This is a genomic window from Albidovulum denitrificans (genome assembly GCF_002973535.1).
Taxonomy (GTDB): domain Bacteria; phylum Pseudomonadota; class Alphaproteobacteria; order Rhodobacterales; family Rhodobacteraceae; genus Albidovulum; species Albidovulum denitrificans.
Window position 1 is genome coordinate 20,771 of the sequence record NZ_PVEP01000016.1, and the last position, 6,663, is coordinate 27,433.

The 6,663-nt window shown below is 62.2% G+C and carries 6 protein-coding genes and 1 pseudogene; 4 read left to right on the plus strand and 3 right to left on the minus strand.

Annotated features, from left to right (window positions below; translation table 11 throughout):
* The first annotated feature begins 54 nt into the window (after nt 1–54).
* The 3 genes from dctP (at nt 55) to LX70_RS20090 (ending at nt 2,750) form a co-directional block, all read left to right on the plus strand.
* Nucleotides 55–1,104: a TRAP transporter substrate-binding protein DctP gene (gene dctP, locus LX70_RS20080; protein WP_105516577.1), complete on the plus strand. Its 1,050-nt coding sequence runs from the start codon at nt 55–57 to the stop codon at nt 1,102–1,104.
* Nucleotides 1,105–1,230: 126 nt separating this feature from the next.
* Nucleotides 1,231–2,175, plus strand: a complete 945-nt coding sequence (locus LX70_RS20085) for a carbohydrate kinase family protein (protein WP_105516584.1) — start codon at nt 1,231–1,233, stop codon at nt 2,173–2,175.
* A gap of 302 nt (nt 2,176–2,477) precedes the next feature.
* Complete coding sequence (locus LX70_RS20090) at nt 2,478–2,750, plus strand: transposase (RefSeq protein ID WP_245885155.1); 273 nt, start codon at nt 2,478–2,480, stop codon at nt 2,748–2,750.
* Nucleotides 2,751–3,078: 328 nt separating this feature from the next.
* Here LX70_RS20090 and LX70_RS20095 read toward each other — a convergent pair whose 3' ends face one another.
* The 3 genes from LX70_RS20095 to zigA form a co-directional block, all read right to left on the minus strand.
* A complete protein-coding gene (locus tag LX70_RS20095) occupies nt 3,079–4,209 on the minus strand; it encodes a PepSY-associated TM helix domain-containing protein (RefSeq protein ID WP_105516578.1) in 1,131 nt (376 codons plus the stop codon).
* Nucleotides 4,210–4,328: 119 nt separating this feature from the next.
* Nucleotides 4,329–4,697 (minus strand): DUF6525 family protein, encoded by a 369-nt coding sequence (locus LX70_RS21000; protein ID WP_281260472.1) that lies wholly within the window; start codon nt 4,695–4,697, stop codon nt 4,329–4,331.
* A 30-nt stretch (nt 4,698–4,727) separates the two neighbouring features.
* Nucleotides 4,728–5,939, minus strand: a complete 1,212-nt coding sequence (zigA, locus tag LX70_RS20105) for a zinc metallochaperone GTPase ZigA (protein ID WP_105516579.1) — start codon at nt 5,937–5,939, stop codon at nt 4,728–4,730.
* A 451-nt stretch (nt 5,940–6,390) separates the two neighbouring features.
* Here zigA and LX70_RS20110 point away from each other — a divergent pair.
* Nucleotides 6,391–6,648 (plus strand): annotated as a pseudogene (locus LX70_RS20110) (transposase); the annotation flags it as partial.
* Between the last annotated feature and the right edge of the window lie 15 nt (nt 6,649–6,663).

Below are 6,663 nucleotides of genomic sequence, written 5' to 3' on the forward strand. Positions count from 1 at the left end.
AGCCCCGGAAACAACCCCGGCGGCGCAAGCTGCCTGCAAACTGGAGGAACCCGAATGCTAAAGCTCAAGTCCAAACTGTTGGCGGCGTCCGTAGCCGTCGCCAGCCTGTTCGCCGCCGGCGCTGGCGCGCAGGAATACACAATGAAGATCGGCCATGTGGGCGCGCTTGACGGAGACGACCAACAGGGGGCTGCCTTCATCAAAAGTTTCCTCGAAGCCCGATCGAACGGCCGGATCAAGGTCGAGATATATCCGAATGGCCAGATGGGCGACTTCCGCGCCCATATCGAAGCGGTGCAGCTAGGCACACTTGAACTGACTGCCACCACGGGCGGCGGCATCGCGGCCTTTGTGCCGGAAATCCAGGTCACTGACATTCCCTACACCCTGCGCGACGATCTGGTGGCGGAAAAGGTCTCGGACAGCCCCTTCTTCGACGACATGCGCAACCTTGTCCTTGAACGTACCGGCAATGTCCGCCTGCTCTCCGTCTCTAACTCGGGCCGCTGGCGTAGTTTTTTCACCACCAAGAAGCTGATCAAGTCGGTCGATGACCTCAAAGGGGTCAAGATGCGCACAATCAACTCGCCGCTCCAGATCGAGTTCGTCAATGCGCTTGGAGGAAACGCCACCCCGATCGGCTGGGGCGAGCTTTATACCTCACTGCAAACCGGCGTGGTCGAAGGGACCAAGAACGCCGCGACCGATATCGTTCCGGCGAAGCTGGACGAGGTGATCAAGTATGCCTCGCTGGACGAACATGCCTATCTCTTCGGTTTCTGGTGGGTCAATGACGACTGGCTGAAATCCCTGCCCGAAGACCTGCAAAACCTTGTCGTCGACGCAGTGCGTCAGGGAGGCATCATCCAGACCCAGTGGAACAAGGAGCAGGAAGCGGGCATGCTCCAGCAGTTCGTCGAAAATGGCGGGACGGTTTATGTTCCAACTGCCGAGGAACGCGCGACCTTCTACCCGGGCGGTGATGCGGCCAAGGCCTGGTTCTCCAAAGAAGTCAGCGCCGAGTGGCTGGGCAAATGGGAAAGCGCGATTGCCGACGTCGAAGCCGAGATTGACGCCGAACGCGCGCGCACAATCGGCCGCTGAGCTGACCTGCAGGTAGCGAAACGTCGAATTCGGTGTCCCCGGCGGGGATCCGAATTCGGCGCCCCGCGCCCCTGCCGCGGACGCAGGGGCGTGGCAAGCCTGATTGATCATGTCGGGACAGAGATCATGACATTTGACTATACTTCAATGGGCTTCCACACATTCGATGCCCTGTGCCATCCCGTGACAGAGATACCGCCAGGTGGCGGCACCTATTTCGTCGAAGATTTCACGCTGGCGGTTTCGGGCGCCGCGGGATCTGCGGCGATTGTCGCCGCCAAGCACGGTCTGAAGGTCCAGGCCGTCGGCGGCGTGGGGAACGATCTTATGGGTGATTGGGTACTGCGGCGGTTCTCCGATTTCGGCGTGGACACCGAATTGATGCAGCGCGTCCCCGGCATGACGACCTCATCCTCTGTGGTTACCACGCGTCCGGATGGGCAGCGCCCTGCGCTGCACAAGCGCGGGGCGACGGCGGGGTTCTACATCGACGATGCACAGATCGACCGCGTCCTTGATACTCGGATCCTTCATATCGGCGGTGTCGGGCTTATGGATGCGATGGACAAGGCGCGAAATGCCGAACTGCTTGCCGAAGCCCGTTCGCGGGGCATCACGACGACGCTTGATGTCTTCGCCTCGACCGCCGGAGACCTGTCCTTGATCAAACCGCTTTTGCCCAATACCGATTTCTTCATACCCTCCGAAGAAGAGGCGAGGGCGCTGTCCGGGTTGACGGACTATGAGGAGATCGCCGATTTCCTGCTAGATCAGGGCGTCGGCGCAGTCATCCTGACCCTCGGCGCTGATGGTGTGATGTATCGCGACCGGACCGGCAGAAAGATCGACGTGCCGTCCTTTCAGGTTGATGTCGTCTGTACCTGTGGCTGTGGCGATTGCTTCAATGCTGGTTTCGCGACCGGGCTGTATCTGGGGCGCCCGATCGAAGACTGTATCCGCATAGGCCAGGCATCTTCAGCACAAAATGCACTCGGACTCGGGTCTCAGGCCGTTGTGACTTCACTCGAAAATACGCTGACATTCATGGAAAGCACACCGGTGCGGATTTGATTGTGGATCGTGCGGGCCCTAGGCTCCAGACCCATTGATTTCAGGCGTTTGACGTGATTCAGGCTTCGCAAGGAGACCTGATCCATGAGCAATCTTTTCTGGCTGACAGAAGCTGTCACTGTACCCTAATGCGAGATCGACCTGACCTCCGTCCCTTCGGGACTTCGCTCCCCGCCATCTCGAGCGGGAATTCAGATCAGGCAACGGCCTCCTTTGTCCATTGCTAGTCGCAGCTGTTCTTCCAAAGCGTCAGCATCAGAACGGCAATCTTTCGCGCGGTGGCGACGGCGGCCTACCTTTGCTTGACACCGCGCCGTTACGAGTCAGGCGAGATCAGCCGGAACGGCCGCGTCTCGAAGCGCGGCGATGCCTTCACCAGGAAGTGCCTCTTCGAGGCGGCAAACGCGATCTACTGCCGGAAGCTGGGTGGCGGCCGCCTTCGCGACTGGGCCAAGGCAATCGCAGAACGCACCGGACCGCGGAAGGCAAAGGTCGCGTTGGCCAGGAAACTGGCTGTCACGCTGCACGCCATGTGGCGCAACGGCACACCCTTCCGGGAGGATGCCGTCATCTGAACAAGCCAGAACCACAACGCTGACTTCGCCACACCCGAATGCGTCCAGCCGGGACGCGCGGCGAGGGCAAGATCGCTCCCAGAACAGCGGCATTGACCGCGCACACCACTTCGATCTGCCCGACCCTGAACGCAAACATGCGGCGCCCATCGCGGTGATCGCGGAGAGAACCCAAGAGCCCGGCACGCAGAAGGACCTGATGAGATCAGCACTTGACCAAGGCGATTAGAGAACGCCTAGGGACAGCATCGTGGATAGCCTCGGGCTGCCCCCGACACAAACGCTTCAGGCGTAGCTGCGCGGCCGATTGGAGTTGCAGCGAACCGCGTCACGCCGCCCGTCTGCGCCGGAGAAGCGGCACGATCAGCCGCCGATAGCTGAGCGCAAGGCCGGTATAGACCGAGATGGCGGCGGCGAGCGAGGTAAGCCCGGCGAGGGTCTGGCCGATGAGGCCATAGACCTCGCCCGTATGCACGAAGCGCATCCAGATGCGGGCGCGCGTCGCGGGCGTCTGGTCGTCGATACTGCTCACCGAAGTAACCGTTCCGTTGTCCTGCGAAATCCGCAAGGTCTCCTGTTTGGCCGGTTGGCGTCCGCTGCCGGTATCGACCATCGCGGTTATCGTGTCGCTGCTCTGCCCGCGCGGAAGCGTCAGCGTGATCCTGTTCCAGTCCGGGTCATGCGCCATTGCCGTTTCCAGCGCCCCTTGCAGACCGACCCCGCCTTCGGAGACGGCAAGAGCGCCCGAGCCGGCGGCACCGCCCGGCCTGCCGCGACCGGCGGGGGCCTCTTCACCATAGATCGCGTAAAGCGCGTTCGACGCCCAGGGGTAGGAAATCACCACGCCGGAGACCACGATCACGAATAGCGGGATGATCGCCCAGAAAGCGAAGACGTGATGCCAGGCGAAATCGCGCGCCTTGGCGTTGGGATAGCTCCGGCGAAAGAGGATCTTGGTCTTCAGCATTCCCCATTTCCAGATCCGGGGCAGCCAGAGATACACCCCCGTCACCAGAAGGAGCAGGAACACCAGGTTTGACAGGCTGACGAGGGTGCCGCCGATCTCGGTCGATCCGGACAGAGACAACCAGCGATGCAGGGTCGTCACGCTCTGAAAGAAGCTGGCCGCGCCCTCAGACCCCGCGCCGAGCGCCTCGCCGGTATAGGGATCGAGATAGAGCTTCCCCTCGCGGCCGCTGGTGGCCAGAACGGCGGTCGCGGGATCGTTGGTGAAGACCAGCGCGCCGGCCTTGCCCTCCGTCTCGGCGTCCGCAATCTCGGCCAGCCGCTCCGCAGGCAAGGGCGCCCCGCTGGCCGTCACATCGTAGCTGTCGGCCCAGCGGAGAATCTGCACCTCATAGGTCAGCAGTGCCCCCGTGATCGACATCAGAAGAATGAAAATGCCGGCGCTGACACCGGCGACGAGATGCACCCAGAAAAGGCTTTTGCGAAACGTCATCGTTCAATTCCCTGAAACCTGTCACGGCTTCAACGCCAGTGGCAGGGTTTTCCGTCGTTTTATTCTGCCGGGTGCCGGGCACACCCAGTCTCCCGGTGCGGTCGCCTGACCCGGGCAACTCACCTTTCGGTCTTTCGGCGTGCTGACAGGCCGCCATGCGGGCCGGGCCTTTGCGAGGGCTTCGCCCGGCCGACGCCTGCAACATCCGGATGCTGTTCACCCCAAACGCGGATGATATCCCGCGATAGCTGCTTTCGTTCGATCCGGTTCAGATGGCACCGCGCCTCGGCGGCATCGTCGTTGCAAACCAGAAGCGCGCGGCGCCAGGCGCGTAGCGCGGACCGCGCAGACCACGGCAGGACCGCCTGCGCAAGCCAGTGGCGAAGATCTGGCGGCAGCAGGTCATAGGCTGCCATCGGATCGCCGGCCTGCCGACGGCCTTTCAGTGTGCTGCGGGCGTTTCGCCTTCCGCCTGCATATCCCTTCATTCTCCTGCTCCGCGACGTCGATGAGCCCCGTCACGCGGCCCGACGCCAGCCGGGGAACGGGTCGGGCAGGTTTGCCCATTGGCCCGGCCGGAACGAGGTCTCGTTGCCCACAAGCGCGGCATCCAGCGCGGCGGTGATCGCCGCCCTGTCCATGCCCGCGCCGATGAAGACCAGTTCCTGCCGGCGGTCGCCGAAGGGCTCCTGCCAGTGCCGCTTCAGATAGGCGCGTCCCTCCGGGTGGTCGGGCCAGCGCTCCTTCGGCACCGTCGCCCACCACATGCCCATCGGCTTGACGCTGCTCAGCGCGCCCGCCAGCGAGAACTCGGCCAGCCAGTCCGGCCGCGTCGCGATCCAGAAATGCCCCTTGGCACGGATCACCCCCGGCAGCGGCCCGTTCAGCACATCGTGGATCTTCTGCGGGTGGAACGGCCGCCGCGCCCGGTAGACGAAGGAGGAGACGCCGTATTCCTCGGTCTCGGGGATGTGGTCGGCAAAGCCGTAAAGTTCCTTCGCCCACATCGGGTGCAGATGCGCCTTGTCGAAGTCGAAGAGGCCGGTGTCGAAAATCCGCTCCTGCGTGACCTGTCCGAAATCGGTCTCGATGATCTGCGCATCGGGGTTGAGCGCAGCGACGATCTTGCGCGCGGCATCCAGCTTTTGCGGCCCTGCGTCGCTGATCTTGTTCAGCACCACCACATCGGCGAACTCGATCTGATCGACCAGCAGGTCGACCAATGTACGGTCATCCTCGTCACCCAGGGATTCGCCCCGGTCGCGGATGAAATCGTGGCTTGAGTAATCGCCCAGCAGGTTCACGGTATCGACGACAGTGACCATCGTATCCAGCCGGGCCACATCCGACAGGCTGTCGCCGGCCTCGTCGCGGAACTCGAAGGTGGCGGCAACCGGCAGCGGCTCGGCGATGCCCGTGCCCTCGATCAGCAGATAGTCGAAGCGCCCCTCGTCGGCCAGGCGCCGGACCTCTTGCAGAAGGTCGTCGCGCAGGGTGCAGCAGATGCAGCCATTCGACATCTCGACCAGCTTTTCTTCGGTATGGGACAGGTCGGCCCCACCCGCGCGCACCAGATCCGCGTCGATGTTCACCTCGGACATGTCATTTACGATGACCGCGACCCGCCTCCCCTCGCGATTGTTCAGCACACCGTTGAGCAGCGTGGTCTTTCCGGCCCCCAGAAAGCCGGAAAGCACAGTGACTGGCAGGCGCCGATCCGTGGCTTGCATACATACCTCCTTGAGATGTTATATCATAACATATACGAGAGAGTCTGGAACTCCTGCAAGCCGCTTTTCAATCCCGAAACCCGTCAGCCGCGTGTCGAGCGCATTGATGGTCGGGAAAAGAAGAACCCTATGCCGCAAGCCAGACGGCGGTTCGGATCGAATTCCATCGCCGTTCTGATAGCGTCGTCCATCGAGGAAGCATGGCGGGCCGCGTTGCGCGGGCATTGTGACCCGCTATGGCCTTTCATCCGGCGGCGCCCGGAACAGGATCACAGCTTGCCTGTGTCGAGAGAGGATTTCAGGATCTACAGCATTGGACCAGCCGGAGTGCACGTAACCGGGGCGCAGGGTGGCCGATACGATCTGATCGTCGCGCACATCCGCAGTGACCTGCTCCCCTGAAAAGTCCTCGATTTGAGGTTAGCCTGTTCTCCAACTGAGGAGACAGACGATGAAGAGATCACGGTTCAGCGAAGCGCAGATCATTGGTATTCTGAAGGAGCATCAGGCGGGCATGAGCGCGCCGGATCTGTGCCGCAAGCACGGGATCAGCGACGCGACTTTCTACAACTGGCGGCGCAAGTATGGCGGCATGGAGGTCGCCGATGCGAAGCGGCTGAAGGCGCTCGAAGCCGAGAACACGAAGCTCAAGAAGATGTTGGCCGAGCAGATGATGGATGTGGCGACACTGAAAGAGATGCTCGGAAAAAACTTCTGAGGCCCG